Here is a 25,263-nt window from a genome sequence, read left to right as displayed (position 1 = left end):
CTTCGGTTATAAGTTCTCTCATAAAATCATTTACCACTTTTTATGATTAAAATTAGTTTACTTACCACTTTTATTGATCAATGATTGCGCATGTACCATCAACGACGATAAGGGTGAAAAGATGGCAGAACGAAACAATAAGCAGCGCGATAAAGGCAGTACGGTTCATATCGATGCTGAAACTATGAAGAAGATCGAGGAGTACCAGGCATTCATTCGTAAGAACCACCCGGAGATGCCGGTGCCCACTAAAGGCCAGATTGTGCGTAGTAGTGTGAACTATTGGCACTTCCAGACACTGGGGGCATGGGTATGACATCCTGGTACACCATCAAAGCGGCCAGCGATGCATCCAGCGCCAATATCAGTATTTACGAGGAGATCGGCGGCTGGGGTATCACTGCCCAGCAGTTCTCTGAGGATCTGAAAGCCCTGGGCGATATTTCCCATATCAGCCTTCACATCCACTCACCCGGTGGCGACGTGTTCGACGGTATCGCTATCTACAACCTTCTGAATAAGCACCCGGCAAAAGTCACAGTCCATATCGATGGTCTGGCCGCCTCTATGGCGTCAGTCATTGCGATGGCCGGTGACCGTATCGTTATGCCGGAAAACGCACTCATGATGATCCACAAGCCGTGGGGCATTTCAGGCGGTAACGCCAACGACATGCGCGACTATGCCGAGCTGCTGGATAAGGTGGAAAGCGTCCTGATCCCGGCTTACGCCCGCAAAACGGGTAAATCAGCCGAAGTGCTGGGGGCCATGCTGGAGAGTGAGACCTGGATGGATGGGCGTGAATGTGTGGCTCAGGGCTTCGCCGATGAGCTGTTACCGGCAGTCAGCGCGATGGCCTGTATTGAATCGAAACGAATTGAGGATTTTGAGCATATGCCAAAAGATATTAAAGGGATGATCACCACCCCGAAAGGCTCCACCGGCAGCGCGGTACCGGAACAGAATCGCATCAACGGGATTAAAGACCTGTTTGCTATGTTCGGCGGTAAGCATGATTCACTGAAGATGCAGTGCCTGGAGGATGTGGATTGCACGCCGGAAAAAGCGAAAGACATGTTGCTGGCCTCACTGGGCAAAAATGCCACCCCGTCGAACAAAACCGCTGATGCACACATTTACGCAGGTAACGGCAACATTACCGGCGATGCTATCCGCCAGGGGCTTTATTCCCGTCTGGGTCACGAACGCGCCGAACGGGGAAACCCTTACGCCATGATGAGCCTGTTTGATATGGCTCAGGCTTCGCTGGTGGATCGCGGTATCAGCGTTAGTGCTTTTGGCAACCGTTCGCAGATTGTGAATATGGCATTTACGCACAGCAGCAGCGATTTCTCGCATATCCTGGCTGGTGGCGCTGAAAAGTCGGTGCTGACCGGCTGGCAGAACAGCGGTGAAACATTCCAGCAGTGGACTAAAACTGGCTCGCTCTCCAACTTCCATGAAGCCAAGCGCGTTGGGCTGAATGGCTTCTCTGAGCTGGATAAGGTGCCGGAAGGTGCTGAGTATAAATATGTCACAACCAGTGATAGTGGCGTACCTATCGCTCTGGCGACGTACGGCAATATCTTCTCCATTACCCGCCAGGCCGTCATCAATGACGATTTGAACCAGTTAACGACCATTCCCCAGGCAATGGGCCGCGCAGCGGCGCGTACCGTAGGTAATCTGGTCTACCTCAACCTGACAGCGAACAGTAAGTTCACCGATGGCAAAGCGCTGTTCCACGCTGACCATAAAAACCTCATTGCTAAAGGGATGGATACCGACGGACTCAATGAAGCCCGTAAGGCTATGCGCCTGCAGGAGGATGCGAACGGCGACCCGATCAATGTCATCCCTGCCTATATCCTCGTTCCTGCGGCTCTGGAAGGGGCTGCCAATCGCGCGGTGCTCTCATCTTCCTCGCTGTTCCCGGTAGACCAGGACGGCACGCTGAACCAGAACCCAGGCATTATCAACGTGGTGAAGGATATGGCTCAGGTGGTGGTTGAGCCGCGACTGGATAAGGCGGACAACAAGCAGTGGTATGTTGCAGCGGCACAGGGCACAGACACTATCGAGGTGGCTTATCTTGACGGGATGGATACGCCATATCTTGAGCAGCAGGAGGGCTTCACCGTTGATGGTATCGCCTGGAAGGTGCGCATCGATGCAGGCGTGGCTGCGCTGGACTACCGCGGGCTGGTCAAATCGAGTGGGGCATAAGAGCAGAGGGGCGGCCACGGCTGCCCATTTCTCGTGGGTCCTCCGGGTGGGGCGACCTGCCACGGGGCGGAGGCATCGCGGGAAACGGCTCGTTTTTGAATTCTATAGTCATCATCATCATGTGCTAACTGTTTGATTTTAAATGCGTGAAAATGATGAGAAACAGGAAAGATGATGGATTGTGCGTTTTTTGTTCATCATCTTTGGGGGTAATGATGAAACAAATACGGTTAACGATTACTGAACTGGCTGGTGCGACTGGGATGCACCGGCAGACGGTATCAAAGCGCCTGCAAGGTATCCCGCCCGCACCAGGCAGCAGCTGTAAGAGAAAACTTTACGACCTTAAATCAGCCTTATCGGCAATCTATTCCACCGGGGGAAGCCAGAATGCAGACCACTGAAGTAATGACAAATATTAAACTGAGCGGATCGCTGGCTAAATTATTTGGAAGGGAGCACCAGAGGGTTATAGGGCCAACACGTGAAGCATTTAGAGCATTATCAGCCACCATTCCTGGATTCCAGAAGTTTATGAATACCAGTAAAGCTCGCGGGTTGACGTTTGCTATTTTTGTAGGTGAAAAGAATGTTGGAGAGGATGACCTGGCATTCCCTAACTGCGGCCGGGAAATTCGTATAGTCCCTGTAATTATCGGTAGTAAGAAGGCAGGTCTCTTCCAGACGATACTAGGTGCGGTCATCATTGCGGCTTCAGCTGTCGGGAGTTATTTCGCACCAGGTAACCCATTTTCAGCGTTTGGGTATAAGGTCGGTGCAGCTATGGCGTTAGGCGGTGTTGCTCAGATGTTATCTCCGCAACCAGCCGGATTAGCAAGTAAACAGGATGCAGATAACAGGGCATCCTATGCTTTTGGTGCCGTTACTAATACAACCTCTCAGGGATATCCTGTACCGCTGGCCTACGGTAAGCGACGTATCGGTGGTGCTATCATTTCAGCGGGGATCTATGTCGAAGACAAAATGTGATATGCGCCTGTGGCCTGAGGGAGAGCAGTTCACCAGTGAAGTGATGATATCGACAGAAAATGAGCCATTTCCGGTGGAGATAACATTCACGGTTCCGGCATTTGACGTGGCTGTAGAGTTCTGGAAAAACACAGATCCAGAGAAGGGATATGGTCTTTTCCGGCAGTTCATTGTTGACTGGGATCAGCAGGATAAGCTGACGGATGATGTGCTGATTGCCTACCTTACTAAATGGCCAGGAACAGATATGGCAATTTTAGCCGCATGGGCTGAACACATGAGAGGCGTGATAGCGAAAAATCTGGCCGCTTTTCCTCCCCCGTCTTGCTCCCTGAACTGATTAATCAATTCTGATGCTTTCGCCCTCGATATGGGGGCGCCTGTCATCGCCATCATCCCGAACTACGTTGCACTGACCAGGCAACCCATAGCGTGAGCAGTTGCACCACACGCCTTTTCCATCTCCGCTCTGCGTCGTATCCTGGCGTCTCTCGTAGCTGATGACCTTTTCCAGTAGCCCGTCTTTTACCATCGCTTCAAGCGTTCTGCGGGTTGATTCCTGCTGGTAGTTTTTATCAAAGCTGCTTGTACCGTGCAGGAGGTAAGAAACACCGGAAACATCAAGAGGAGGTGCGCCAACTTCACTGGTTATCCACTTACGGTGTTCTGGCTCGAAGAAGCTGAGGATCTCTTTTTTTCGGGTTGTCATGCGCATTATGAGTGATTCCTTATTGTGGGATACATCTATCCTACAACAAAAAACGCCCAAATATTGATATGCTGCGCTCTTGATACGGGGTGTGAAATACTTACTGATACCTCTCTACGGTATCCTATAGGTATCCTAGAAAAGACTAAGGGCCTACGATTTCTCGTAAGCCCTTGATTTTTTGGTGGCCCCTGTTGGGTTTGAACCAACGACCAAGCGATTATGAGTCGCCTGCTCTAACCACTGAGCTAAGGGGCCGTGGCGGTGGATTATAAAGTAACTCCGCGTTGCAATCCAGACATAAGCGTACGGATGCTGTTTTTATAAACAATGTATTTTCAGTCCGTTATACTGGTTCCTCTGATGTATTGTTCGGAGTAATTATGGTTAAGGACATACTGGCACCGGAGCTGCGGGTGGTGTTTTGCGGCATCAATCCGGGGCTTTCTTCCGCAGGTACAGGATTCCCCTTTGCGCACCCCGCTAATCGCTTCTGGAAGGTTATCCATCAGGCGGGATTCACCGATCGCCAGCTTAAACCTGAAGAGGCACAGCACCTGCTGGACTTTCGCTGCGGCGTGACTAAGTTTGTCGACAGACCAACGGTACAAGCCAATGAAGTGAAGCTACAAGAGATGCGTAGCGGCGGTCGTCTGCTTATTGAAAAAATAGAAGAGTATCAGCCAGCCACGCTCGCTATCCTTGGGAAACAGGCATTTGAGCAGGGGTTTAGCCAGCGTGGGGCGCAGTGGGGAAAACAGACGCTGACCATTGGCGCGACGCAAATATGGGTATTGCCGAATCCCAGCGGGTTAAGCCGGATCACGCTGGATAAATTGGTGGAGGCGTATCGGGAAGTGAATGATGCCTTGCTCAGGCGGGGACTATAAAGAAAAACGCCACCTTGCGGTGGCGTTTATGCTTATGCGGCGAGATTAATCGTCGAGGAAGCTACGCAGTACTTCAGAGCGGCTCGGGTGGCGCAGTTTACGCAGCGCCTTCGCTTCGATCTGACGGATACGTTCGCGGGTAACGTCGAACTGTTTACCCACTTCTTCCAGCGTGTGGTCGGTGTTCATATCGATGCCGAAACGCATACGCAGAACTTTCGCTTCACGGGCGGTCAGGCCAGCCAGAACGTCGTGCGTTGCGGCACGCAGGCTCTCGGTGGTAGCAGAGTCCAGCGGCAGCTCGAGGGTGGTATCCTCGATGAAATCACCCAGATGCGAATCTTCATCGTCGCCGATCGGCGTTTCCATGGAGATAGGTTCTTTAGCAATTTTCAGCACTTTACGGATCTTGTCTTCCGGCATCAGCATGCGCTCAGCCAGTTCTTCTGGCGTCGGCTCGCGGCCCATCTCTTGCAGCATCTGACGGGAGATACGGTTGAGCTTGTTGATAGTCTCAATCATATGTACCGGGATACGGATGGTACGCGCCTGATCCGCGATCGAACGGGTGATCGCCTGACGGATCCACCAGGTTGCATAGGTGGAGAACTTGTAACCACGACGGTATTCAAACTTATCAACCGCTTTCATCAGACCGATGTTACCTTCCTGAATCAGATCCAGGAACTGCAGGCCACGGTTGGTGTATTTTTTAGCGATAGAGATAACCAGACGTAAGTTCGCTTCAACCATCTCTTTTTTCGCACGGCGTGCTTTCGCTTCACCGATGGACATGCGACGGTTGATATCTTTAACCTGCTCGATGGTCAGGCCGGTTTCTTCTTCAATCTGCTGCAGTTTCTGCAGGCCGCGGTGAACGTCATCTGCCACGTCGTGCAGTTTTTCAGACCACGGTTTGTTCATCGCGATTGCCGCGTTGAACCAGGTTTCACTGGTTTCATTGCCAGTAAACAGGGTGATGAAGTTTTTCTTCGGCATTTTGCACTGCTCGACGCAGAGCTTCATGATCAGACGTTCCTGAGTACGCACGCGGTCCATCATGACGCGCATGCTGTTTACCAGGTAGTCGAACTGCTTCGGCACCAGGCGGAACTGTTTGAACACTTCGGACAGCTTCTGAATTTCTTCCTGCGCGGCAGCATGGCTGCGGCCTTTCGCTTTGATGGTGTCGCGAGTGATTTCGTACTGAGTACGCAGTTCACCGAATTTTTCACGCGCTAACTCAGGGTCGATGCTGTTGTCATCATCGCTGCTGTCGTCGTCGCCATCTTCTTCATCTTCATCTTCATCGTCATCCATCTCTTCCTGAGAGAGTTCAGAACCGACGTGGGTCGCCGTTGGCGCCATGTCTTCTTCCGCATTTGGATCGACAAAGCCAGTGATCAGATCGGAAAGACGTGCTTCTTCAGCTTCTACGCGATCGTACTGCTCAAGCAGGTAGGTGATAGCTTCCGGGTATTCGGCAACGGAGCATTGAACCTGGTTAATCCCGTCTTCGATGCGTTTAGCGATGTCGATTTCGCCTTCGCGGGTTAACAGTTCAACGGTACCCATTTCACGCATGTACATGCGGACCGGGTCAGTCGTACGACCGATTTCGGACTCAACGCTGGACAGAACCTGAGCAGCCGCTTCTTCCGCGTCTTCATCGGTGCTGTTGGAGGTTTCAGCAAGCAGCAGATCATCGGCATCAGGTGCTTCTTCCATCACCTGAATACCCATGTCATTGATCATTTGGATGATGTCTTCGATTTGATCTGAATCGACGATATCTTCCGGCAGATGGTCATTGACCTCGGCATAGGTCAGATAGCCTTGCTCCTTACCACGTTGGACAAGAAGCTTCAGCTGTGACTGCGGGTTTTGCTCCATAAGACGGTATCCACACTTAATTCGTTTGATTGGTGTTGGGCGGTAAAACCGCCAACGGCAAAACGAGGGCATACTTATATTTTGCCGCTGCCTCTCCGTGCGGCTGTCGGGGGCTTCCCGATCGATATTCGGCAGTTAAGCCGTTAAATACTTTTGTCTTTCTGTTATTTCTTGGCCAGTTCCTGGTTCAGTGTCCAGAGTTCCCGGCGTTCTTCGCTGCTTAAACCGTGTGTGCGCTCACGAGCTATCAACTCTTCCTGGCGCAGTTCAAGCATCGAATCAAACATATGGTTGAGTGAGTCGGTGAAGGTTTTTTCCGCGATATCTTTATCTGCTATATCGTCCCACATCGACAGTTTTTCAAGGGTCGCAGCATCATTTGTGCCACGATAGTGTTCTAAAAGTTGCCCGGTGGTCAGACCTGGCTGAGCCAGACAAGTGTTGACCAGTTCTCTGAATAAGCCAAGTCCAGGCAGCTTATTACTATCCAGTGCGCCTAACGGTGGAACCAGCGGGGCGAGGCCCGGGTTCTGTACCAGCAGCCCTATAAGTATACGCATGGTCGTACGTTTTAGCTGTGGAACAGGGCGGGAAGCCCCATTTTCTGCCAGTTTAGGCATTAAACGTTCAAGCTGGCTGTCATCCAGAATGCCGAGCTTGTTTCCCAACTCCTGTCGCAGGTAAATGCGCAACGTTTCGCCTGGTACCTGAGTAATCAGCGGTAATGCCAGCGTACTGAGCTGTGCGCGTCCGTCCGGGGTACTCAAATCCACCTGCGGCAGCAGGCTGTTAAATAAAAACGCGGAGAGCGGCAGCGCCTGCTCCATCCGGGCTTCAAAGGCCTCTTTCCCTTCTTTACGCACCAGCGTATCGGGGTCTTCGCCGTCAGGTAAAAACATGAAGCGTAGCTGGCGTCCGTCTGTCATATAGGGCAGTGCGGTTTCCAGCGCGCGCCATGCTGCGTCACGTCCTGCTCGGTCGCCGTCGTAACAGCAAATTACGTTGTTCGTCGCGCGGAACAACAGTTGGATGTGATCGGCAGTAGTTGACGTCCCTAGGGATGCAACGGCGTAGTTAATGCCGTATTGCGCCAGCGCCACCACATCCATATAGCCTTCTACCACTAACAGGCGCTGTGGATCGGCGTTATCCTGCTGGGCTTCATAAAGGCCATACAGCTGGCGACCTTTATGGAAAATATCGGTTTCCGGGGAGTTCAGATATTTCGGCAGGGCATCGCCCAGCACGCGTCCACCAAAACCAATGACCCGACCACGTTTGTCGCGAATGGGGAACATCACCCGTTCGCGGAAGCGATCGTAACTGCGTCCCTGATCGTTGGTGACCAACATCCCCGCATCGACCAGCGATTTGCGATTCTCAGCATTGCCGCCAAACCGTTTCAGGACGTTGTCCCAGCCGGGGGGCGCAAAACCAATAGCAAAACGGGTGATCACGTCGCTACTTAATCCTCGCTTTTCCAGGTACTGGCGCGCAGGGGTAGCGGCGGGCTGCATCAAAGACTGTTGATAAAAAGTGTTCAGGCCGTCCATCAATTGATAAAGGCTTTGCCGTTGATGGCGCTCTATCTGACTGGGGCCACTGCCTGCTTCATAGGGCACTTCAAGGTTGTGCATTGCGGCCAGTTCTTCGACGGTTTCCACAAACTCGAGCTTGTCGTAGTTCATGAGAAAGTCGACGGCGTTGCCATGCGCGCCACACCCAAAGCAGTGATAAAACTGTTTTTCACCGTTTACGGTGAAAGAGGGGGTTTTTTCGTTATGGAACGGACAGCACGCGTGATAATTTTTGCCCTGCTTTTTCAGCTTTACCCGCGCGTCGATGAGATCGACGATGTCGGTTCTTGCCAGCAGGTCATTGATAAAAACGCGAGGAATTCGTCCAGCCATAAGCCCCTGTTTTTTGATGACTCATATACACAAAATCATTCAGGATGCATCAAGGCGGCAAGGAAGCGAATCCTCAGGAGCGTACAGCAGTACGTGACTGGGGTGAGCGACTGCAGCCAACACTGAGGCAGCTTGAATGATGACGTGTATAAACGAAAATAAGCCGCGCATTCCTTCCGGAAGCACGGCCTTACAACTACAACTCAGTCTGAATTGAGAGCTTTGGCTCTCAATGGATTAGTACAGACGAGTACGGCGTGCGTTTTCGCGAGCCAGTTTCTTCGCGTGACGTTTCACAGCAGAAGCTTTAGCGCGCTTACGTTCGGTAGTCGGTTTTTCATAGAACTCACGACGACGAACTTCCGCCAGAACACCTGCTTTTTCGCATGAACGCTTGAAGCGACGCAGTGCTACGTCGAACGGCTCGTTTTCACGTACTTTAATTACCGGCATGTAACTCTCACCTTTAATAAATTCGGTTTGCCGCTGGCATCAACGCCAGCTTATTTCAAAATGGTGCGGAATTTTACTGCAATTGCTGCTGCTTTGTAAAGCACCGACGCGATTTTGAAAGGGACTTTTATAAGGACAAGGAGTATACACGAGCCGAACTCCTGGGGCGAACAAAGTTTTACATCAACCCGCATTGGTCCTACACTGCGCGGTAATAGAGCGAGGTAAAACAAGTCATGCGTGTACTGGGTATTGAAACATCCTGCGATGAAACCGGCATCGCCATTTACGACGATGAAAAAGGTCTTTTAGCCAACCAATTGTATAGTCAGGTGAAATTACATGCTGACTACGGCGGCGTAGTGCCTGAACTGGCCTCGCGCGATCACGTACGTAAAACCGTACCGTTGATCCAGGCCGCGCTGAAAGAAGCGGGACTGACGGCAAAAGAGATCGATGCGGTGGCGTATACCGCAGGTCCTGGTCTGGTTGGTGCGCTGCTGGTTGGCGCAACCGTAGGACGTTCGCTGGCGTTCGCCTGGGGCGTACCGGCAATTCCTGTGCACCACATGGAAGGGCATCTGCTGGCGCCAATGCTGGAAGATAATCCCCCTGCGTTCCCGTTCGTCGCGCTGCTGGTTTCCGGCGGTCACACGCAGCTGATCAGCGTCACCGGTATCGGTGAGTATGAATTGTTGGGCGAATCGATTGATGATGCTGCCGGTGAAGCGTTCGACAAAACCGCCAAGCTGCTGGGGCTGGATTATCCTGGTGGCCCAATGCTGTCAAAGCTGGCATCACAAGGCGTTGAAAAACGTTTTGTCTTCCCGCGTCCGATGACTGACCGTCCGGGGCTGGATTTCAGCTTCTCCGGCCTGAAAACCTTCGCTGCGAATACCATTCGTAATAACGAAAATGACGATCAGACCCGCGCTGATATCGCCCGTGCGTTTGAAGACGCGGTAGTTGATACGCTGATGATCAAGTGCAAACGCGCGCTGGATCAAACCGGTTTTAAACGTCTGGTGATGGCGGGGGGCGTGAGTGCGAACCGTACGCTGCGCGCAAAGCTGGCTGAGATGATGCAAAAACGTCGTGGCGAAGTGTTTTACGCGCGTCCGGAATTTTGTACCGATAACGGGGCGATGATCGCCTACGCGGGCATGGTGCGCTTTAAAGCGGGTGCAACGGCGGATCTTGGCGTGACCGTGCGTCCACGCTGGCCGCTGGCGGAATTACCGGCAGCATAAGTTTTTTTGCCCGGTGGCGCTGCGTTTACCGGGCTTACAAAACCGTAGGCCGGGTCAGGCGAATCCGCCGCCCGGCGATAGCTCTCACTACATCCGCAACATTCCTTTCTCTTCCAGAAACGCGATAATTTTTTCCAGGCCTTCTCCAGATTTTAAATTACTAAACGTCCATGGACGCTCGCCGCGCATGCGCAAGGTATCGCGCTCCATCACCTCCAGCGATGCGCCGACGTAAGGGGCCAGATCGGTTTTATTGATCACCAGAAAATCGGATTTGGTGATCCCCGGACCACCTTTACGCGGGATCTTCTCGCCTTCAGCAACATCGATCACATAGATCGTCAGATCCGCGAGTTCCGGGCTGAAGGTGGCGCTCAGGTTATCGCCGCCGCTTTCCACAAAAATCAGATCCAGATTGCCGAATTTCTCGCTCAGCGCTTCTACGGCGGCCAGATTCATCGACGCATCTTCGCGGATGGCGGTATGCGGGCAGCCACCGGTTTCCACGCCGACGATCCTCTCTGGCTCCAGTGCGCCCGCCTCGGTGAGAATGCGCTGATCTTCTTTGGTGTAGATATCGTTGGTCACCACCGCCAATTGATAGCTGCTGCGCATAGCTTTGCATAACGCTTCCAGTAGCGCCGTTTTGCCCGAGCCAACCGGGCCGCCAACGCCCACACGCAGGGGATGCTTGTAGTTACTCATTTTTTCTCCTCAGGAGCGGAATAATCGGGAATATTGAGTTTCATGCCGGGCAGACGCGATAGCGGCCAACGGCGTTGCGGAGCCGAGGCTGGTGTCAGGACACGTCAGCGCCTGTGCCAAACCCTGCGCATAGCGATCGCAGAGCGCAATAATCAAACGCTGGGCCGCCTGTTGTCCAAAAGGAACCAGCTTTACGCCAGCCATGACAGCGCTCTCAATCCAGCTGTAGCCGAGGCTTAACGCCAGCTCCATCAGCGGAATTTTCCAGCGCACGCCCAGCCAGGCCATGCCGCAGAGTTGGCTGTCGACAAAGAGGGTGCGCCATTCTCGCGAGCAATCCGACTCCCAGTCGGTGACCAGCCGCGTAAACGCCGCACCCCGACTGCGTTCTTCATCCCGCAGTTCGCGGGTTTCGCGACAGGCCAGCAGGTAAGCGCTCCAGCGGCGTGCTGCGTCGAGATCGTCCAGCTCGCAGGCGCGATACAGTCTCGCCAGCAGCGGTAGGTCAACGGTAAAAAAGTTTTGCTCCATCTGCTGGATTTGCCAGTCAGAGAAGTCATCGACGCTTTTCACCCAGCCGATTTCTACCGCCCACTCCAGCCCCTGAGACCAGGTAAACGATCCTACCGGGAGACTGCTGCTGGCGAGCTGCATCAGGCGCAGCTGTTGGGTGCTATGCATCAGTGCGCATGACCATGGTGATGCCCGTGTGACTCGCTCGCATAGGCACCCGCTTCCGGCTCAAACGGCAACTGGGCGAATGTCACCTCAAGGTTGAACTGGCGCAGCATGTCGTCCAGCACATGATCGTGATGGTAACGCAGCTCATCCGGCAGGATTTGCAGCGGAACGTGGCGATTACCGAGGTGATAACAGGCTTTGGCGAGCAGGAAAGGATCGGCGCAGCGCACCACGGAAACCGACTCCGGTGCGGCGATCACTTCGATCACTTCGCTGCCATCGTCGGTACTTAGCAGATCGCCACCGCGCAGCAGCAAACCACGCGGTAGCATTAGCCCGGCTTCGCGACCGTCGTTCAGTGCTACCCTGGCGCGACTTTTTACCCGGATATCAATGGGCAGCGTGACGCTTGCAGTAACGCGGTGAGCGTGGTCAAGGCGTTGGGTCAGATAGATCATCGTCACTCCTCAAAACAGAAAATAGCGTTGCGCCATCGGCAAAACATCTGCCGGTTCGCTGGTGATAAGTTCGCCATCAATACGCACCTCGTAAGTCTGAGCATCGACGGTGATATTGGGTTGCAGGCCGTTGTGGATCATGTCGACCTTTTTCACCGTCCGGCAGCCTTTGACGACGGCGATAGCGCTTTGCAGATTGAGCTGCTGCGGGATGTTTTGCGCGTCAGCGGCCTGAGAAATAAAGGTCAGCCGAGTGTGGTGCCGCGCTGCGCCAAGCGCGCCGAACATCATGCGGTAATGCACTGGCTGCGGGGTGGGGATCGAAGCGTTGATATCGCCCATTGGCGCGCAGGCAATCATCCCGCCCTTGACGATCGTCGCCGGTTTTACGCCAAAAAAGGCGGGCGACCACAGCACCAGATCGGCCAGTTTGCCAGGCTCAACGGAGCCGACTTCATGGGCGATACCGTGGGTTAATGCCGGGTTGATGGTGTATTTGGCGACGTAGCGTTTAACGCGCAGGTTGTCGTTGTCACCGGTTTCTTCTGCCAACGGGCCACGCTGAACCTTCATGCGGTGCGCCACCTGCCAGGTACGCAGGATCACTTCGCCAACGCGCCCCATCGCCTGTGAATCGGACGAGGTCAGGGAAAACGCGCCAATGTCATGCAGCACATCTTCGGCAGCGATTGTTTCCCGGCGAATGCGGGATTCGGCAAAGGCCACGTCTTCGGCGATATCCGGATCGAGGTGGTGGCAAACCATCAGCATGTCGAGATGCTCGTCGATGGTGTTGACGGTATAGGGCAGCGTCGGGTTAGTGGAGGAGGGCAGAATATTCGGATGCGCGCAGGCGGTGATGATATCCGGCGCATGGCCGCCGCCCGCGCCTTCAGTGTGAAAAGTATGAATGGTGCGATCGCCAATCGCCGCCAGCGTATCTTCAACGAAACCGGACTCGTTGAGCGTATCGCTATGCAGCGCGACCTGGATGTCCATCTCGTCGGCTACGGTCAGCGCGCAGTCGATAGCGGCAGGCGTGGCGCCCCAGTCTTCATGGATTTTCAGGCCAATTGCGCCCGCGCTGATTTGCTCGCGTAGGGCGTCTGGATTTGAGCCATTGCCTTTGCCCAGCAAACCAATGTTAACCGGCAACGCATCTGCCGCCTGCAGCATGCGCGCGATATACCACGGGCCCGGTGTGCAGGTGGTGGCGTGAGTGCCTGCGGCCGGACCGGTGCCGCCGCCGATCATCGTCGTCACCCCGGAAACCAGCGCCTCCTGCGCCTGCTGTGGGCAGATCCAGTGAATATGCGTATCCACGCCGCCCGCGGTGACGATCTTGCCTTCCCCGGCAATGACTTCAGTTCCCACGCCTATCGGGATCGTGACGTTGGGTTGAATATCGGGATTACCTGCTTTGCCGATAGCGAAGATCCTGCCGTTTTTGATGCCGATATCCGCTTTCACGATCCCCCAGTGATCGACGATCAGCGCGTTGGTTATCACCAGATCCACGCATGCATCGGCGCGCATTTGTCCCTGGCCCATGCCGTCGCGGATCACTTTTCCGCCGCCGAATTTGACCTCTTCGCCGTAGGTGGTGAAGTCTTGTTCCACCTCGATCCACAGGTCGGTATCCGCCAGGCGCACTTTATCGCCGGTGGTTGGGCCAAACATGTCGGCGTACGCCTGCCGGGAAATGTCACTCATTATCTGCCTCCAGTGCGCCCATCACTTCGCTGCGAAAACCCACGATCCTTTGTGCACCGGCAACGCGCACCAGTTCGACTTCGCGTTTTTGTCCTGGCTCAAAACGCACCGCTGTGCCCGCAGCAATGTTCAGACGAAAGCCGCGTGCGGCCAGCCTGTCAAAGCGCAGCGCCGGGTTTACTTCGTAAAAGTGATAGTGCGAGCCCACCTGGATGGGTCTGTCGCCATGATTTTCCACCACGATCGTGCAGATCTCCCGCCCCTGATTAAGCGCGATATTGCCTTTTGCGATCTGATATTCACCTGGGATCATTGCCGCTCCTTAGACGATCGGATTGTGGACGGTGACCAGCTTCGATCCGTCCGGAAATGTGGCTTCAACCTGAATATCCGGGATCATCTCCGGTACGCCTTCCATCACCTGATCGCGGCGCAGGACGTGACGCCCGTCTTCCATCAGCGCGGCCACGGTTTGCCCGTCCCGCGCCCCTTCCATGATGAAAGCACTAATTAGCGCCACCGATTCCGGGTAGTTTAACTTCAGCCCGCGGGCCAGGCGACGTTCCGCCACCAGCGCAGCGGTAAACAGCAACAGCTTGTCTTTTTCTCTGGGAGTCAGTTCCATTAGGGTTCTCTTAGGTTTGCCAGATTCGCGGGAGTACGGGCGCTTTATGTGTCAGCAGCGGGCGCAGAAATTGCCAGATGTCGCGCATAACGCGCTGGACAACCAGGTTGTCGTTAGCAAGAAAACGGATTGTCAGCAACGAATCGTTAAGCGTTGCCCCGGCGTAATCGCCAAGCGGAGTCAGCCGTTCGCGCACGCCTTCCAGCATCTCTTCATTTGCCGGATAGCACAGCAACGTGCCGACCCAGGGATGATGTGCGACGCCGCTCAGATTCCCCTCCTGCAACTGCAAGCGTTCTATCAGCAGTGGCTGCCCATCTCGCCATACTTCCAGGCGGTTTTGCAGCGTGCCGTAACTGAAGGTCTCCTGCATAACCGGTCGGCCAAGACACAGCAGATCCCAGGCCAGCAGGCGGCTTGCGGATGTCAGATGAAAGACGGTCTGAATAGCGGCGTTGGCGCCGGGAAAGAGGATCGTATCCTGCGGCAACCACTCCAGCGTCGCGTGAGGAGTGAGGGTAAAATGCTGGCGCAGTAATGCCTGCGGTCCACGGCTGCGGTAAAACTTTCCCGCGCCAGGCTGGGTGATTAACGCGTGGCTGTTTTCGTCGAGCGTTACGGCGATATGGAGCTCATCCCCGCCGACGATCCCCGCCGGTGGATGAAGTAAATAGAGATGGCAGACGTCCTCTTCCGGGTAAAACGGGCGTTGAACCGTCAATGGACCATGATGACGCGCCGAGGCGAGCACCGTTTTGTTCCCGGTGCAGGTAAAATGCAGATCCAGTTCGGCCTGCCAGCCCCGTGTGAGTGTCTCGTGCGCAACCGTGTCCAGAGCGTTTCCCCTATCAGCATGAGGGTGTTTGCATACAAAAAAGTATGCCTCAGCGCATCGGGAAATCGATCATATGAGAAGCTTATGGATAAAGGGGCGACAATACGCCGCCCCACCAGGGTTTTACAGTAAAACGAGGGGCATCCAGACCAGACCGGTAATCACCAGTAGCACGAGGAAAATCAGGCCAAAAATAGCACCGAGTCGCCAGTAATCCACCGTTGGTAAATAGCCGCTGCCGTAGTAGATAGGGCTAGGGCCGGTGGCGTACGGGGTCAGAATGCTGCCCAGACCAATGGCGGCGCCGACCATCAGGCAGAAGACCGGTAGCGGGATTTCCGGCATTGCCAGCGCGGCGGCAATCATCATCGGTGCGAGGGCGGAGGTATACGCCGTGGCGCTGGCAAAGAAGTAGCGCAGCAGATAGAACACCACGATAAGCGCCACCATCACCATCATCGGCGAATAACCGCTCAGCCCATTTGCCAGCAGCTTGCCGAACCAGGTAATAAAACCGGTGTTATTGAGCCCGGTGGCCAGCGTGATCAGCGAGGCCAGCCAGAAAAAGACGTTCCATGCGGCTTTATTGCTGACGATGTCATCCCAGCTAATGATGCGCAGCACCAGCATCAACGCCACCACGCTGTATCCGACCATCGCAGCGTCAATATAATCGCCGCCGAAGATCCACAGCACCAGCGCGCCGACCATCAGCACCAGCATCTTTTTCTCGCGAGCGCAGAGCGGTCCCATCGCTTTTAGTTCGGTATCCGCCCAGCGTGGAACCTGATCACCGGATTTCAGCACCGGTGGATACAACACGTACGCCAGCCACGGCACAATCAGCACCAGCAAAATGCTCAGCGGCAGCATGCCTAAGAACCAGTCACCCCAGCTCAGCGCGGTGTGGGACGCGCCTTTCATCAGACCGATCAACAGCAGGTTCGGCGCCATTGCCGTTAAGAAAATGGCGCTGGTAACGCAGTCAGCGACAATGCCCATCCACATGATGTACGAGCCAATAGAGCGTGAACTGGCGCTATTGGGTTGTGAGTTATACAGCGGCGGCAGGTTGCGGATAATCGGGTAGATTATTCCGGCCCCACGGGCGGAGTTGGAAGGTGTGACGGGAGCGAGGATAAGTTCGGAGAACATCACCGCATAGCCGAGAAACAGCGTCCTATGCCCCATCTTTTTCACCAGCATCAGCGCGATTCGCCGACCGAGTCCGGTTTTCTCATAGCCAGTACCAAACATAAAGGCCGCGAAGATCAGCCAGATGACCGAGTTTGAAAAGCCAGATACCGCCCACGACAGCGATTTGGCGGTAAATTTAAAACCGTCCTGCGCGAGTTGCTCCGGGCTGAACAGCAGCCACGGTGAAAGGACGGCGATGATCGAAATGCCAATCATCGCCACTACCGCGCCCGGAACAGGTTCCAGAATAAGCCCGACAATCACACCGGTAAAGACGGCAAAATAGAGCCAGGTGTGGCTCTCAAGACCGGTGGGGACGGGTAGAACAGCAATAATGGCGATGACCACCAGCGGAGCCAGGTATCGCCACCAACCAGCTAAAGGTGCCATTGTTGTATCCCTACGAAAGGGGAGAGGCGTAGCGCCTCTCCGGGAGGGTTATTTGATGTAATGCACGTGCTCGCAGATTTCATCGACGATAGGGTCGCGACGTTCAGCGAACAGCTTTTTGTTTTCAGCGATCAGGTTATTGCCGTGGGTATCGATGGAAACGATCAGCGGGCCGAACTCTTTTACCCGACACACCCACAGGGACTCCGGCATGCCGAGTTCCGTCCAGTGTACCTCTTCGATCTCCTCAACCTGGGTTGCCGCCACGACTGCGCAGCCTGCCGGGAAGATGACGTGCAGCGCTTTAAACTGCTTGCAGCCTTCTTCCGTCAGCGGTCCCATGCCGCCCTTGCCGACCACCAGTTTGACGCCAGTCTGTTCGATAAAGTCTTTCTCAAACGCTTCCATACGCATGCTGGTGGTTGGGCCGACGGAAACCATTTCCCATTTTTCACCGTTCTTACGTACGATCGGGCCCGCGTGGAAAATGGCTTTGCCGTTCAGGTCATAAGGAATCGGGCGCTTCAGTTCGATCAGGCGGCGGTGGCAAACGTCACGGCAGGTCACCAGCGTACCGGTCAGGTAAATGACATCGCCAACGCGAATGTCTGCCAGATCTTCGGCTTTGATCGGGGTTGTGAGGATCTTTTTCATAACGCGCTCCGGGTGTGAGACAGGTTTTCGAAGGAGAGGTCAGCATGAACCAACAGCGTGCCGCGACGGTGGGCCCAGCAGCCAGTAGAGACGGCAACGCCGATAGTCGACGGGTGGCGCGCGGCGGATTCGATATGCACGCCCATCACCGAGCTATTACCGGTCAATCCTTGCGGACCAATGCCCAGACGGTTAAGTCCTTCTTCCAGACGCAGTTCCAGTTCGGCCGCTTTCGGATTCGGATGACGTGAGCCGATAGGGCGCAGCACCGCTTTACGAGAAAGAACGGCGGCGGTTTCTACGGAGGTGGCAATACCTACGCCCACCAGCACTGGCGGACAGGCGTTGACTGCCAGCGTGGAGATATTTTCAAAAACAAATTTCACCACACCTTCGTAGCCCTCAGAAGGCATTAACACTTTCGAGCGTCCCGGCAGCGTACAGCCGCCGCCTGCCATGTAGACTTCGATTTCCGCGTCATCGTTATCAGGGATGATGTCCCAGGTGACCCACGGCACACCGGTACCTGTATTTTTGCCGGTATTCACTTCGTCAAAAATCTCGACCGCGTTATGGCGCAGCGGCGCTTTTACCGTGGCGTCTTCAACGGCCTGCTTCAGAATGCTTTGCAGTTCGCCGAGGAGCGGAAAACGGGAACCGACCTTCACGAAGAACATAATCTCGCCGGTGTCCTGACAGGCTGGGCGGTTCAGGTCGATAGCTTTCTGCATGTTGTCAAACATGGTGTGGTAGATGATTTTACCCATCGGCGAGGTTTCGCCTTCACGCAGCTGTTTTAATTTATCCACGACGTCATCGGGCATGCGGGTAGAAATCATGGCGGTAAAATCAGCGACAATGTTCGTCAGCGTATTTATCGCATTTTGGTTATTTTGATTGCTCATCTTGTTAACTCCAGTTCTTTTATTTATCTGGAAATAAATTCTCCGCCACAAACTACCACTAAAAATGTGGATTAATATTATTTGCCACTGTGAATATCTAATTAACAGTTCGTGAATGATGTCCGGATAAGGCAATAAAAATTGCGCAAAGGCAGGGTTTAAGACGCATGAGAGAATTACACTGCGGTGAACAACATTACGGATAGACCGATCATGCTGAACACGTATCCCCTTGCGAAAGACCTGCAGGTGTTGGTTGAAATTGTGCATAGCGGCAGCTTCAGCGCCGCCGCCGCGACGCTGGGGCAAACGCCGGCGTTTGTGACAAAACGCATTCAGATCCTAGAGTCCACGCTGGGGACGACGCTGCTAAGCCGCTCTGCGCGTGGTGTAGCGCTCACGGAGAGTGGTCAACGTTGCTATGAACATGCGCAGGCGATCCTCGCGGGCTATCAGCATCTGGTCGATGACGTCACGCAACTCAAAACGCGCCCGGCAGGGATGATTCGTATCGGCTGTAGTTTTGGCTTTGGGCGCAGTTATATTGCACCGGCAATTACCGAATTGATGCATAGCTACCCTGAATTACAGGTGCATTTTGAGCTTTACGATCGGCAAATTGATTTGGCGCAGGATAATATCGATTTAGATATTCGTATTAATGACGAGATACCGGATTATTATATTGCGCATTTGTTAACGAAAAACAAAAGAATATTGTGTGCGGCCCCACCGTATTTACAAAAATACGGTGAGCCGATGACGTTACAGGAATTAAGTCGTCATGATTGTCTGGTCACCAAAGAACGCGATATGACTCACGGGGTGTGGGAACTGGACAATGGTCAGGAGAAAAAGTCGGTCAAGGTGGCGGGACATCTTTCCTCTAACAGCGGTGAGATTGTGTTGCAGTGGGCGCTACAGGGAAAAGGGATCATGCTGCGTTCTGAATGGGATGTGCAGCCGTTTCTGGCCAGCGGTGAACTGGTGCGTGTGCTGCCGGACTATGCGCAGAGCGCCAATATCTGGGCGGTTTATCAGGAGCCGCTGTATCGCAGCGTGAAGCTGCGCGTTTGCGTGGAATTTCTGGCGACGTGGTGTCAGAACCGATTAGGCAAACCGGTGGAGGGGTATCACATCCCCCACGCCGGATAAGACGCCGTTGCGTCGCTATCCGACAATAAATTCACTCGGGGTCTCGTTCGCGTTTTTTCTTCAGTTTGGTCCAGATCTTCGGCTCCTGACGACGCCACAGACGCTGAATGTTGTCATGGTGACGTAGCAGAATTAAGCACGACAGCATGGACACCGGAAAAGTGAACTGGGGATTGAACCACCAGACGTAAAAAGGGGCGATCAACGCGCTGACGATAGCGCCTAACGACGAGTAGCCGCTCAACAGGACGGTCAGCAGCCAGGTCCCTGCCATCACGCCAGTTAAGTCCCAACCAATCGGCGCAATCGCGCCAAAGGCTGTGGCAACGCCTTTCCCACCTTTAAAGCCGAAGAACACCGGCCAAATGTGGCCCAGACAGGCGGCGATTGCGATCAATCCCAGCCAGAAGGGGCTGACGCCTAGCGCATAGGCACCCCAGACGGGTAACATACCTTTCAGGACGTCGAAAATCAGTACCGCGACGGCGGCTCCCTTGCCACCGATGCGCAGCACGTTTGTCGCGCCCGGATTCCCAGAGCCGCTGTCGCGCGGGTCCGGCAATCCAGCAAGGCGGCATACCAGAATAGCACTGGAAATTGAGCCACAGAGGTACGCGAAGATAATCATTCCAGGCGCGATTGCACTCATAAGCTGTTCCGTTTTGAAAATGTCGTGTAAAACGCTACTTCTGTGGATAATACGCATATTTCGCCGGAAGTGGTATCCGGGTTAGCCAAAAAGCAGGCAGGTCGTGATGGATATTGTATTTATAGAGCATCTTTCTGTAATCACCACTATTGGTGTTTACGACTGGGAACAAACGATCGAACAACGGTTGGTGTTCGATATCGAAATGGCATGGGATAACCGCAAATCGGCTAAAAGCGATGATGTGGCTGATTGCCTGAGCTATGCTGATATTGCTCAAACGGTTGTTAATCATGTGGAAGGTGGGCGCTTTGCGCTGGTAGAACGGGTTGCGGAAGAGGTGGCAGATCTCCTGCTTAGCCGCTTTAATTCTCCCTGGGTACGGATCAAACTCAGTAAACCTGGCGCGGTAGCCCGTGCGGCGAACGTCGGTGTTATCATTGAGCGTGGCAATAATCTGAAAGAAAATAATTAATTTAATAATTTCTAAAACAAACGGGTATAAAAGGGTCCTTTCGTCGGCTCTTTTTTGCCGTGGTTTCTCTATCTAGGGGTTTATTAATGAGTGATATGCACTCGCTGCTGGTGGCGGCAATTTTGGGTGTGGTCGAAGGATTGACGGAATTTTTACCCGTTTCCAGTACTGGCCATATGATTATTGTTGGCCACCTGTTGGGTTTTGAGGGTGACACTGCAAAAACATTCGAAGTGGTTATCCAGTTAGGTTCTATCCTGGCCGTTGTGGTGATGTTCTGGCGACGTCTGTTTGGCCTGATCGGCATTCACTTCGGCAAGGCTCCGCATGAAGGCACTGGCAAAGGTCGACTGACGCTGGGACATATCCTGTTGGGGATGATTCCAGCCGTGGTACTGGGGCTAATCTTCCACGACACCATCAAATCGCTGTTTAACCCGATCAACGTGATGTATGCGCTGGTGGTGGGGGGTGTACTGCTGATTGCCGCAGAATGCCTGAAGCCGAAGGAGCCGCGTGCGCCGGGGCTGGATGATATGACCTATCGCCAGGCGTTTATGATTGGCTGTTTCCAGTGTCTGGCGCTGTGGCCGGGTTTTTCTCGCTCCGGGGCGACGATTTCTGGCGGCATGCTGATGGGCGTGAGTCGTTACGCGGCCTCTGAATTCTCCTTCCTGCTGGCCGTGCCGATGATGATGGGCGCGACGGCGCTGGATCTCTACAAGAGCTGGTCTTTCCTCAGCGCATCAGATATCCCGATGTTTGCAGTCGGATTTGTGACGGCGTTTATCGTGGCGCTGGTGGCGATCAAAACCTTCCTGCAACTGATTAAACGCATCTCGTTTATTCCGTTTGCGATTTACCGCTTTATTGTGGCGGCTGCCGTTTACGTCGTGTTCTTCTGATGACTTACCGTGGTGCCGGATGGCGGCGTTCTGCCTTATCCGGCCTACGGGTTATATCTGTTTCGAACCTGTAGGCCGGATAAGCACAGCGCATTCGGCAACGCAGTGTCTAAGCTTTCGGGCAACGCTGCTCCTTCCAACTGGCTACCGCCGCGATGCGACGTCGGGTCAGTTCTTCACGAATTGCCTGACCTTTGAATCCAGCTTCAACCACGTCTTTCGTTGGCACCGCCTGCGCAACCTGCCAGGCTTCGCGCAACAGCCTGCCTTGCGGATAATCTGCCGCTTCAAAACCGGTTCGCCCACGCACATCGGCCTCGCTGGTGAGGGCGATTTGCTCCACGCGCTGCGGTTTGCGCCAGGCATCGATGGAATCAAACAGCTTAACGATGGTTTTCGGCTGCAGGATCGGGAAGGTATGAATGAGGTCGTGGAACTCGGAAACCAGTTTGGCTAAATCACGGATGTCATTCGGCACGCGCAGGCGCTGGCACAGTTGTTCGACAAGCTTAACACCTGCCGGACCGTGGCCATGATGGCGCGGCCACAGCGCTTTAGGCGTCAATGCCTTGCCAAGATCGTGGCACAGCGTAGCAAAACGCACGTCGACTTCCGGACTTAACATGGCTGCCATCGACAGCGTCATCAGCGTGTGAATGCCGGTGTCGATTTCCGGATGCCACTGTGCGGGGGCTGGAACGCCAAACAAAGCATCCACCTCCGGAAACAGGACGCGCAGTGCGTCGCAGTCGCGCAGGACCTGGAAAAATACCTGTGGGTTACGGGTGGTTAATGCGCCTTCGGTTTCTTTCCACACCCTCTCTGGTGTCAGATGCTCCAGTTCACCAGCGGTGGTCATGTCACGCATCAGCGTCATGGTTTCGTCAGCGATACGAAAACCGAGGTGCGCATAGCGGGCAGCAAAGCGCGCCACGCGCAGCACGCGCAGCGGATCTTCGCTAAAGGCAGATGAAACATGGCGCAGCAGACGGTTTTCCAGATCGTCGCGTCCGTTATACGGGTCGATAATCTCCCCGTCGTCATCGCGGGCGATTGCGTTGATGGTCAGGTCACGACGCTGAAGATCGGCCTCCAGCGTGACATCTGCGGCGGCATAGCAGGTGAACCCGGTATACCCCGAGCCTGACTTACGTTCGGTACGCGCCAGCGCATACTCTTCGCGGGTTTGCGGATGCAGAAACACGGGAAAATCGCGGCCTACCTGCTGGTAGCCCGCGTCGAGCATCTCTTGCGGCGTGGCGCCAACAACAACCCAATCTTTATCTTTAATCGGTAGCCCTAATAACGCATCCCGAACAGCACCACCGACCAGATAAATCTTCACGCCACTTTCCTTTTGAAAACTATGATCCCTTAATCATATGTCAGTGTGGCGGAGAAGGCGATTCAGTTCATCCAGCGATCTTTGCGTTTACGGCTTGGGATCATGTGTGGCAGAACCAGGCCGAGCAGCAGACCAAGACCCAACACGCCGCCACCGTACATAAACCACTGCATGATGATGGTGCGCTGTTTGTCATCAAGCTGAAGGTTGGCTGCGCTGACCTTCTTTTGCGCCACGATAAGCTCGTTTTTCAGCTTCTGGTTTTCTTGTTTCAGTCCGTCGATCACGCTGTCGCTTTGCGCGACCTTTTGCTGCATATCGGCGGTGCGCTGGTTCCACGTGGTATCGATATTATTGAGCTTATCGGTCAAGGTCTTAACCTGGTTTTCCAGGTCGGGAACGCGGGTACGCAGGCTCGGCGTACTGTTCAGCTCTTTCAGCGGGATCCAGGCGGTACGACCGGTGCTGTCTTTCACCTGGCCGTAGTTAGTGTTGGCATCGGTCTGTAATAGCGTGACTTCCTCGCCGGCGTTAACCGTACCCACGAGGCGATAATTATCTCCCGGACCGCTGCGGACCCAGGTGTTCAGTTCGTCAGAGACATAGCGCTTTTCTTCGGCATGAGAGACTGCAGTGGCGCTAAGTGCGAGTAAAGTTAATCCAATCAGGCGTAATTTTGGCATCAGGCTGTCGTTATTGTCATAGAAAGTGGAACGATAGTAGTGGCATCAGTGTCTCTACGCAAAGCATTCGACATCAATCGGAATCATCTGTGTCCTTTTTGCCACCACTCGAAACTTTTACGCCCGTCAAATTGCTCGTTGCATGGCAATTTGGCGCAAAATACTATCTACTGACCATAAATAACGAACTTAGTTCGCAGTCAGTTTTCTCAACTGTGACATAACCCATAAGTACAAGACCATGGCTCAGGAAATCGAATTAAAATTTATCGTCAATAGTGACGCTGTAGATGTGCTACGTGAACGTCTGAATACGCTGGGGGGAGAGCATCATGCGCCCAGCCAGTTGCTGAATATCTACTACGAAACACCGGATGCGTGGTTGCGTGGTCACGATATGGGGCTGCGTATTCGCGGTGAAAATGGTCATTACGAAATGACCATGAAAATTGCCGGACGCGTGACGGGCGGACTGCACCAACGGCCGGAATATAACGTTGCGCTAAACGCGCCTGAGCTGGACCTCACCTTGTTCCCAACGGAAGTCTGGCCTGATGGCGAGCTGCCCGCTGAGCTCGCTTCTCAAGTGCAGCCGTTGTTCAGCACCGATTTTTACCGTGAGAAATGGTTGGTTGATGTTGATGGCAGCCGGATTGAAATGGCCCTCGATCTGGGGGAGGTGAAAGCGGGCGAGTTTGCAGAACCTATCTGTGAGCTTGAACTTGAACTGCTAAGCGGCGATACCCGTGCGGTACTGAAGCTGGCAAACCAGCTGGTTTCGCAAACCGGTTTACGCCAGGGTAGCTTGAGCAAAGCAGCGCGCGGTTATCACCTGGCTCAGGGGAATGCGCCGCGCGAACTCAAACCGACACGCATTTTGAAAGTTCCGGCGAAAGCGAGTATTGAGCAGGGGCTGGAAGCGGCGCTGGAGCTGGCATTATCACAGTGGCAGTACCATGAAGAGCTGTGGGTGCGCGGCGTTAAAGGGGCGAAAGCCGAGGTGCTGGCGGCTATGGGCCTGGTGCGTCACATTCTGATGCTGTTTGGCGGTAATGTGCCGCGAAAAGCGAGCGCTCACTTACGTGATTTGTTGACCCAGTCGGAAGCGATCATTTCGTCGGACGTTTCTGCTGTTTCGGCGGTTTACAGCACGCAAACGGCAATGGCCAAGCTGGCGCTGACCGAATGGCTGGTGACCAAAGGATGGCAGCCGTTCCTTGATGCGAAGGCGCAGGGAAAAATTGCCGACTCCTTTAAGCGTTTCTCGGATACCCATCTTTCACGCCATGCCGCTGAGCTGAAAACCGCTTTTGCGCAGCCGCTGGGCGATCAGTACGCCGATCAGCTTCCACGTTTGACGCGCAACATTGATAGCATGCTGATGCTGGCGGGATACTACGATGAAAATGTCGCATCAGAATGGATCGCCAACTGGCAGGGTTTGCGCCACGCCATTGCGGCCAACCAATATATTGAAATTGAACACTTCCGTAACGAGGCAATTGCACTGGAACCGTTCTGGCTGCACAGCGGAAAACGATAATCAGGGCCGAGGCCGGGATGCCTG

The 25,263-nt window shown here is 54.1% G+C and carries 28 protein-coding genes and 1 tRNA gene; 11 read left to right on the top strand and 18 right to left on the bottom strand.

Annotation, left to right across the window (positions count from 1 at the left end; genetic code table 11):
- Positions 1-121 precede the first annotated feature (121 nt).
- From OGY33_RS14325 to OGY33_RS14310, 5 genes are all read left to right on the top strand, one after another.
- Entirely contained in the window at positions 122-316 is a 195-nt protein-coding gene (locus tag OGY33_RS14325) for a hypothetical protein (protein WP_086550494.1), read from the top strand.
- The gene (locus OGY33_RS14320; protein WP_181553079.1) at positions 313-2,226 is read left to right on the top strand and encodes a ClpP-like prohead protease/major capsid protein fusion protein; all 1,914 of its coding nucleotides are present in this window, start codon (positions 313-315) and stop codon (positions 2,224-2,226) included. The genes OGY33_RS14325 and OGY33_RS14320 overlap by 4 nt, the downstream gene beginning before the upstream one ends.
- Before the next feature lie 152 nt (positions 2,227-2,378).
- Positions 2,379-2,630, top strand: a complete 252-nt coding sequence (locus OGY33_RS24475; RefSeq protein ID WP_086550493.1) for a DUF1441 family protein — start codon at positions 2,379-2,381, stop codon at positions 2,628-2,630.
- The gene (locus OGY33_RS14315) at positions 2,617-3,216 is read left to right on the top strand and encodes a tail assembly protein (RefSeq protein WP_086550492.1); all 600 of its coding nucleotides are present in this window, start codon (positions 2,617-2,619) and stop codon (positions 3,214-3,216) included. Before OGY33_RS24475 ends, OGY33_RS14315 begins: the two co-directional genes overlap by 14 nt.
- Positions 3,197-3,556 carry a hypothetical protein gene (locus OGY33_RS14310; protein WP_249221973.1) on the top strand — a complete coding sequence of 120 codons (360 nt, stop codon included), beginning with the start codon at positions 3,197-3,199 and terminating at the stop codon, positions 3,554-3,556. The genes OGY33_RS14315 and OGY33_RS14310 overlap by 20 nt, the downstream gene beginning before the upstream one ends.
- On the opposite strand, the gene OGY33_RS14305 is transcribed toward OGY33_RS14310, so the two are convergent.
- Entirely contained in the window at positions 3,557-3,931 is a 375-nt protein-coding gene (locus OGY33_RS14305) for a hypothetical protein (protein ID WP_086550490.1), read from the bottom strand.
- 176 nt (positions 3,932-4,107) lie between these two features.
- A tRNA-Ile gene (locus OGY33_RS14300) sits at positions 4,108-4,183 on the bottom strand.
- Positions 4,184-4,308: 125 nt separating this feature from the next.
- Between OGY33_RS14300 and mug the strand changes: the two genes are divergently transcribed.
- The gene (gene mug, locus OGY33_RS14295; RefSeq protein ID WP_191238109.1) at positions 4,309-4,815 is read left to right on the top strand and encodes a G/U mismatch-specific DNA glycosylase; all 507 of its coding nucleotides are present in this window, start codon (positions 4,309-4,311) and stop codon (positions 4,813-4,815) included.
- Between the two features lie 45 nt (positions 4,816-4,860).
- On the opposite strand, the gene rpoD is transcribed toward mug, so the two are convergent.
- From rpoD to rpsU, 3 genes are all read right to left on the bottom strand, one after another.
- Positions 4,861-6,708: an RNA polymerase sigma factor RpoD gene (gene rpoD / locus OGY33_RS14290; protein ID WP_003024699.1), complete on the bottom strand. Its 1,848-nt coding sequence runs from the start codon at positions 6,706-6,708 to the stop codon at positions 4,861-4,863.
- Positions 6,709-6,872: 164 nt separating this feature from the next.
- Positions 6,873-8,618, bottom strand: a complete 1,746-nt coding sequence (gene dnaG / locus OGY33_RS14285; RefSeq protein ID WP_003828467.1) for a DNA primase — start codon at positions 8,616-8,618, stop codon at positions 6,873-6,875.
- A 237-nt stretch (positions 8,619-8,855) separates the two neighbouring features.
- Positions 8,856-9,071, bottom strand: coding sequence for a 30S ribosomal protein S21 (rpsU, locus tag OGY33_RS14280; protein ID WP_001144069.1), 216 nt, complete (start codon positions 9,069-9,071; stop codon positions 8,856-8,858).
- 236 nt (positions 9,072-9,307) lie between these two features.
- Between rpsU and tsaD the strand changes: the two genes are divergently transcribed.
- Positions 9,308-10,321: a tRNA (adenosine(37)-N6)-threonylcarbamoyltransferase complex transferase subunit TsaD gene (tsaD, locus tag OGY33_RS14275; protein ID WP_191238110.1), complete on the top strand. Its 1,014-nt coding sequence runs from the start codon at positions 9,308-9,310 to the stop codon at positions 10,319-10,321.
- Between the two features lie 87 nt (positions 10,322-10,408).
- Here the strand turns inward: tsaD and ureG are convergent, their stop codons facing one another.
- From ureG to ttdA, 10 genes are all read right to left on the bottom strand, one after another.
- Positions 10,409-11,026 carry an urease accessory protein UreG gene (ureG, locus tag OGY33_RS14270; protein WP_003828463.1) on the bottom strand — a complete coding sequence of 206 codons (618 nt, stop codon included), beginning with the start codon at positions 11,024-11,026 and terminating at the stop codon, positions 10,409-10,411.
- 9 nt (positions 11,027-11,035) lie between these two features.
- Complete coding sequence (locus tag OGY33_RS14265; protein WP_149608038.1) at positions 11,036-11,707, bottom strand: urease accessory protein UreF; 672 nt, start codon at positions 11,705-11,707, stop codon at positions 11,036-11,038.
- A complete protein-coding gene (ureE, locus tag OGY33_RS14260; protein ID WP_048215518.1) occupies positions 11,707-12,165 on the bottom strand; it encodes an urease accessory protein UreE in 459 nt (152 codons plus the stop codon). Before ureE ends, OGY33_RS14265 begins: the two co-directional genes overlap by 1 nt.
- 9 nt (positions 12,166-12,174) lie before the next feature.
- The gene (gene ureC, locus OGY33_RS14255; RefSeq protein ID WP_191238111.1) at positions 12,175-13,878 is read right to left on the bottom strand and encodes an urease subunit alpha; all 1,704 of its coding nucleotides are present in this window, start codon (positions 13,876-13,878) and stop codon (positions 12,175-12,177) included.
- Complete coding sequence (locus OGY33_RS14250; RefSeq protein WP_003828455.1) at positions 13,871-14,191, bottom strand: urease subunit beta; 321 nt, start codon at positions 14,189-14,191, stop codon at positions 13,871-13,873. The genes ureC and OGY33_RS14250 overlap by 8 nt, the downstream gene beginning before the upstream one ends.
- Positions 14,192-14,200: 9 nt before the next feature.
- A complete protein-coding gene (locus OGY33_RS14245; protein ID WP_003024678.1) occupies positions 14,201-14,503 on the bottom strand; it encodes an urease subunit gamma in 303 nt (100 codons plus the stop codon).
- Positions 14,504-14,513: 10 nt separating this feature from the next.
- Positions 14,514-15,338, bottom strand: a complete 825-nt coding sequence (locus OGY33_RS14240) for an urease accessory protein UreD (protein WP_204528205.1) — start codon at positions 15,336-15,338, stop codon at positions 14,514-14,516.
- Between the two features lie 123 nt (positions 15,339-15,461).
- The gene (locus tag OGY33_RS14235; RefSeq protein WP_048225566.1) at positions 15,462-16,925 is read right to left on the bottom strand and encodes an anion permease; all 1,464 of its coding nucleotides are present in this window, start codon (positions 16,923-16,925) and stop codon (positions 15,462-15,464) included.
- Between the two features lie 48 nt (positions 16,926-16,973).
- On the bottom strand, positions 16,974-17,579 hold the full coding sequence (gene ttdB, locus OGY33_RS14230; protein WP_003828447.1) for a L(+)-tartrate dehydratase subunit beta: 606 nt from the start codon (positions 17,577-17,579) through the stop codon (positions 16,974-16,976).
- Positions 17,576-18,484 (bottom strand): L(+)-tartrate dehydratase subunit alpha, encoded by a 909-nt coding sequence (gene ttdA / locus OGY33_RS14225; protein WP_003828445.1) that lies wholly within the window; start codon positions 18,482-18,484, stop codon positions 17,576-17,578. The genes ttdB and ttdA overlap by 4 nt, the downstream gene beginning before the upstream one ends.
- A gap of 213 nt (positions 18,485-18,697) precedes the next feature.
- Between ttdA and ttdR the strand changes: the two genes are divergently transcribed.
- Positions 18,698-19,639, top strand: coding sequence for an L-tartrate utilization transcriptional activator TtdR (gene ttdR / locus OGY33_RS14220; protein WP_032945042.1), 942 nt, complete (start codon positions 18,698-18,700; stop codon positions 19,637-19,639).
- Between the two features lie 31 nt (positions 19,640-19,670).
- Here the strand turns inward: ttdR and plsY are convergent, their stop codons facing one another.
- The gene (gene plsY / locus OGY33_RS14215; protein ID WP_003828443.1) at positions 19,671-20,288 is read right to left on the bottom strand and encodes a glycerol-3-phosphate 1-O-acyltransferase PlsY; all 618 of its coding nucleotides are present in this window, start codon (positions 20,286-20,288) and stop codon (positions 19,671-19,673) included.
- Positions 20,289-20,394: 106 nt separating this feature from the next.
- Here plsY and folB point away from each other — a divergent pair, with 106 nt between their 5' ends.
- Together folB and bacA are read left to right on the top strand one after the other, a co-directional pair.
- A complete protein-coding gene (folB, locus tag OGY33_RS14210) occupies positions 20,395-20,763 on the top strand; it encodes a bifunctional dihydroneopterin aldolase/7,8-dihydroneopterin epimerase (RefSeq protein WP_191238112.1) in 369 nt (122 codons plus the stop codon).
- A gap of 86 nt (positions 20,764-20,849) precedes the next feature.
- Positions 20,850-21,668: an undecaprenyl-diphosphate phosphatase gene (gene bacA / locus OGY33_RS14205; RefSeq protein WP_003828439.1), complete on the top strand. Its 819-nt coding sequence runs from the start codon at positions 20,850-20,852 to the stop codon at positions 21,666-21,668.
- Positions 21,669-21,777: 109 nt separating this feature from the next.
- Here the strand turns inward: bacA and OGY33_RS14200 are convergent, their stop codons facing one another.
- Together OGY33_RS14200 and OGY33_RS14195 are read right to left on the bottom strand one after the other, a co-directional pair.
- Positions 21,778-23,013: a multifunctional CCA addition/repair protein gene (locus tag OGY33_RS14200; protein ID WP_048215522.1), complete on the bottom strand. Its 1,236-nt coding sequence runs from the start codon at positions 23,011-23,013 to the stop codon at positions 21,778-21,780.
- A 62-nt stretch (positions 23,014-23,075) separates the two neighbouring features.
- The gene (locus OGY33_RS14195; RefSeq protein ID WP_003828434.1) at positions 23,076-23,696 is read right to left on the bottom strand and encodes a TIGR04211 family SH3 domain-containing protein; all 621 of its coding nucleotides are present in this window, start codon (positions 23,694-23,696) and stop codon (positions 23,076-23,078) included.
- Positions 23,697-23,937: 241 nt separating this feature from the next.
- Here OGY33_RS14195 and OGY33_RS14190 point away from each other — a divergent pair, with 241 nt between their 5' ends.
- Positions 23,938-25,239, top strand: coding sequence for a CYTH domain-containing protein (locus tag OGY33_RS14190; protein ID WP_191238113.1), 1,302 nt, complete (start codon positions 23,938-23,940; stop codon positions 25,237-25,239).
- Positions 25,240-25,263: the final 24 nt, after the last annotated feature.

Origin of the sequence: Citrobacter sp. Cpo032 (assembly GCF_030332975.1) — a bacterium.
GTDB lineage: Bacteria > Pseudomonadota > Gammaproteobacteria > Enterobacterales > Enterobacteriaceae > Citrobacter > Citrobacter portucalensis.
This window is presented reverse-complemented; position numbering and strand designations above follow the sequence as displayed.

Excerpts from the sequence above, each read along its gene's own strand:
- OGY33_RS14325 (WP_086550494.1), top strand. The coding sequence starts at position 122 with ATGGCAGAACGAAACAATAAGCAGCGCGATAAAGGCAGTACGGTTCAT.
- OGY33_RS14320 (WP_181553079.1), top strand. The coding sequence starts at position 313 with ATGACATCCTGGTACACCATCAAAGCGGCCAGCGATGCATCCAGCGCC.
- OGY33_RS24475 (WP_086550493.1), top strand. The coding sequence starts at position 2,379 with ATGATGAGAAACAGGAAAGATGATGGATTGTGCGTTTTTTGTTCATCA.
- OGY33_RS14315 (WP_086550492.1), top strand. The coding sequence starts at position 2,617 with ATGCAGACCACTGAAGTAATGACAAATATTAAACTGAGCGGATCGCTG.
- OGY33_RS14310 (WP_249221973.1), top strand. The coding sequence starts at position 3,197 with ATGTCGAAGACAAAATGTGATATGCGCCTGTGGCCTGAGGGAGAGCAG.
- OGY33_RS14305 (WP_086550490.1), bottom strand. The coding sequence starts at position 3,931 with ATGCGCATGACAACCCGAAAAAAAGAGATCCTCAGCTTCTTCGAGCCA.
- mug (WP_191238109.1), top strand. The coding sequence starts at position 4,309 with ATGGTTAAGGACATACTGGCACCGGAGCTGCGGGTGGTGTTTTGCGGC.
- rpoD (WP_003024699.1), bottom strand. The coding sequence starts at position 6,708 with ATGGAGCAAAACCCGCAGTCACAGCTGAAGCTTCTTGTCCAACGTGGT.
- dnaG (WP_003828467.1), bottom strand. The coding sequence starts at position 8,618 with ATGGCTGGACGAATTCCTCGCGTTTTTATCAATGACCTGCTGGCAAGA.
- rpsU (WP_001144069.1), bottom strand. The coding sequence starts at position 9,071 with ATGCCGGTAATTAAAGTACGTGAAAACGAGCCGTTCGACGTAGCACTG.
- tsaD (WP_191238110.1), top strand. The coding sequence starts at position 9,308 with ATGCGTGTACTGGGTATTGAAACATCCTGCGATGAAACCGGCATCGCC.
- ureG (WP_003828463.1), bottom strand. The coding sequence starts at position 11,026 with ATGAGTAACTACAAGCATCCCCTGCGTGTGGGCGTTGGCGGCCCGGTT.
- OGY33_RS14265 (WP_149608038.1), bottom strand. The coding sequence starts at position 11,707 with ATGCATAGCACCCAACAGCTGCGCCTGATGCAGCTCGCCAGCAGCAGT.
- ureE (WP_048215518.1), bottom strand. The coding sequence starts at position 12,165 with ATGATCTATCTGACCCAACGCCTTGACCACGCTCACCGCGTTACTGCA.
- ureC (WP_191238111.1), bottom strand. The coding sequence starts at position 13,878 with ATGAGTGACATTTCCCGGCAGGCGTACGCCGACATGTTTGGCCCAACC.
- OGY33_RS14250 (WP_003828455.1), bottom strand. The coding sequence starts at position 14,191 with ATGATCCCAGGTGAATATCAGATCGCAAAAGGCAATATCGCGCTTAAT.
- OGY33_RS14245 (WP_003024678.1), bottom strand. The coding sequence starts at position 14,503 with ATGGAACTGACTCCCAGAGAAAAAGACAAGCTGTTGCTGTTTACCGCT.
- OGY33_RS14235 (WP_048225566.1), bottom strand. The coding sequence starts at position 16,925 with ATGGCACCTTTAGCTGGTTGGTGGCGATACCTGGCTCCGCTGGTGGTC.
- ttdB (WP_003828447.1), bottom strand. The coding sequence starts at position 17,579 with ATGAAAAAGATCCTCACAACCCCGATCAAAGCCGAAGATCTGGCAGAC.
- ttdA (WP_003828445.1), bottom strand. The coding sequence starts at position 18,484 with ATGAGCAATCAAAATAACCAAAATGCGATAAATACGCTGACGAACATT.
- ttdR (WP_032945042.1), top strand. The coding sequence starts at position 18,698 with ATGCTGAACACGTATCCCCTTGCGAAAGACCTGCAGGTGTTGGTTGAA.
- plsY (WP_003828443.1), bottom strand. The coding sequence starts at position 20,288 with ATGAGTGCAATCGCGCCTGGAATGATTATCTTCGCGTACCTCTGTGGC.
- folB (WP_191238112.1), top strand. The coding sequence starts at position 20,395 with ATGGATATTGTATTTATAGAGCATCTTTCTGTAATCACCACTATTGGT.
- bacA (WP_003828439.1), top strand. The coding sequence starts at position 20,850 with ATGAGTGATATGCACTCGCTGCTGGTGGCGGCAATTTTGGGTGTGGTC.
- OGY33_RS14195 (WP_003828434.1), bottom strand. The coding sequence starts at position 23,696 with ATGCCAAAATTACGCCTGATTGGATTAACTTTACTCGCACTTAGCGCC.
- OGY33_RS14190 (WP_191238113.1), top strand. The coding sequence starts at position 23,938 with ATGGCTCAGGAAATCGAATTAAAATTTATCGTCAATAGTGACGCTGTA.